Annotated in this window: 2 protein-coding genes; both read right to left on the minus strand. The window is 71.1% G+C overall.

Translation table 11 applies throughout. The features are described 5' to 3' along the window. Positions 1-1,224 (minus strand): phosphoserine phosphatase SerB (serB, locus tag C1I98_RS38255; RefSeq protein WP_111172107.1); only part of this gene is annotated, 1,224 nt, incomplete at its 3' end. Between the two features lie 169 nt (positions 1,225-1,393). After that, a partial coding sequence (locus C1I98_RS38260; RefSeq protein WP_233508553.1) for a DUF11 domain-containing protein occupies positions 1,394-2,066 on the minus strand: 673 nt, incomplete at its 5' end.

Below are 2,066 nucleotides of genomic sequence, written 5' to 3' on the forward strand. Positions count from 1 at the left end.
GTGGTGGGGGTCGTGGGCGAGGCCGTCCTCGGCGTCGGCGGCCTCGACCTCGGCCCGGGGGATCCCGAGGAGGTAGAGGATCGAGTCGAGGTAGGGCGCGGTCACGGCGGTGTCGGCGGCCTGCCGTACGACCGCCTTGGCGTTGAACGCGATGCCGAGCCCCGCCGCGGCGATCATGTCGAGGTCGTTGGCCCCGTCGCCGATCGCCACCGTCTGGGTGATCGGGATGCCCGCCTCGGCGGCGAAGCGCTCCAGCGCGCGGGCCTTGCCCGGACGGTCGACGATCTCGCCGACCACCCGCCCGGTGAGCTTGCCGCCGGAGACCTCAAGGGTGTTGGCCGCCGAGTAGTCGATGCCGAGCTCGGCCACCAGCGCGTCGGTGATCTGCGTGAACCCGCCGCTGACGATCGCGAACCGGTAGTCGAGCCGCTTGAGGGTGCGGACCATCGTGCGGGCCCCGGGCGTGAGCACGACCTCCGCGCGGACCCGGTCGAAGACCTCCTCGGGCAGCCCGGCCAGCAGCGCGACCCGCTCGCGCAGTGACTCGGCGAAGTCCAGTTCGCCGCGCATGGCGGCGGCGGTGACCTTCTCGACCTCGCCCAGGCACCCGGCGTGGGCCGCCAGCAGCTCGATGACCTCGCCCTGGATGAGCGTGGAGTCGACGTCCATGACGACCAGCCGCTTGGCCCTGCGTTGCAGGCCGGAGCGCTGCACGGCCACGTCGACCTGCTGGGCGGCGGCCTCGGCGGCCAGGTCGGCGCGCAGCGCGTCGGGGTCGGCCCCGGAGACGGCCAGCTCGACGCACGTCACCGGGTAGTTGGCCAGGCGCTCGATCCGGTCGATGTTGGCCCCGGCGGCGGCGATGCGCCCGGCGATGCCCGCGATGGCGGCCGGCAGCAGCGGCGCGCCGAGTACGCTGACGTGCAGCCGCCCGCGCTTGCGGTGCTCTTTGGCCGCGGTGCTGGTGGACAGCTCGACGTCCATGCCGAGGTCTTCGGCGATGCGCTCGACGGCGGTCCACAGGGCCCCGAGTGTGCCGCCGGTGCCGGTCGGACGGTCGCCCGCGTAGGCGACGAGCACCCCGAGGGTGAGCCTGCCACGGATGACGACCTGCTCGACGTCGGCCACCGTGACCGGGAACCCGGCCAGGACCGCGAAGAGCCGCGATGTCACGCCTGGCCGGTCGGGGCCGGTCAGCGTGATCAGAAGCGTGCGTTGATTCATCTCAGGTCAACGGTACTTGGCCGCCGGCGGTGGCCGACACGCGGTTCACCATAAGGTCGCCCGGCGTTCAGACCAGCGCGAACGCGCCAAGGTAAAGATCATAACGGACAACGCAAAACGCCCGCCCCCCACACGGGGGGCGGGCGCCGTGCTCCGTATTACCTACGGATCACTTACGGACGATCTTGGTCTTCACCGTGCGGGTGAAGTCCCAGCCCTTGATGCCGCCGATGCGGTCCAGTTCCTCCTTGCTGAGGTCTTCGGCGCCGTGCGGCACGTCGTAGCTGAGCACGCCGAGCTTGCCGGAGGCGGTGCCCTTCACGCTCTTCTTCAGCTTGAACTGCAGCTTGAGCGAGTCGGTCTCGCCGACCTTGAGCACCCAGTCGCCCCAGCACCAAAAGCCGGTGTCGTCCCAGTCGCACTTGGTGCCGTCGGGGGCCCAGTAGGTGACCTTGCCGGAGATGCCCTTGGGCAGCCGGCCGCCGATGAAGTAGGCGTCGGCGGTGTGCGGGCCGACGTTGGTGGCCTTGATCGAGTACGTGATCGTGCCGCCCGCCTTGGCCTTCTTCGTGGCCGCGAGCGCGACCTTGAAGCTGGAGTAGGGCTTGTCGGCGGCGGTCGCCGCGGCCGTCTCGGCCACGCGGGCGGCCTTGAGGGCGGTGGCGGTGTTGGTGGAGTTGCCCGTCCGCAGGGGGACGAGGTCGTCCGAGGGGGTGAAGGAGTCCGCGAGGGCCGGTCCCGCGGTGAACAGCATCGCGCCCGCCAGAGGAACGGCGAGGGCGGCCGTGGCCATTCGTGCCATGGGGTGTCGCATGGAGGGCTTTTCTCCCGGGGGTTGAGGG

Origin of the sequence: Spongiactinospora gelatinilytica (genome assembly GCF_003236385.1) — a bacterium.
GTDB lineage: Bacteria > Actinomycetota > Actinomycetes > Streptosporangiales > Streptosporangiaceae > Spongiactinospora > Spongiactinospora gelatinilytica.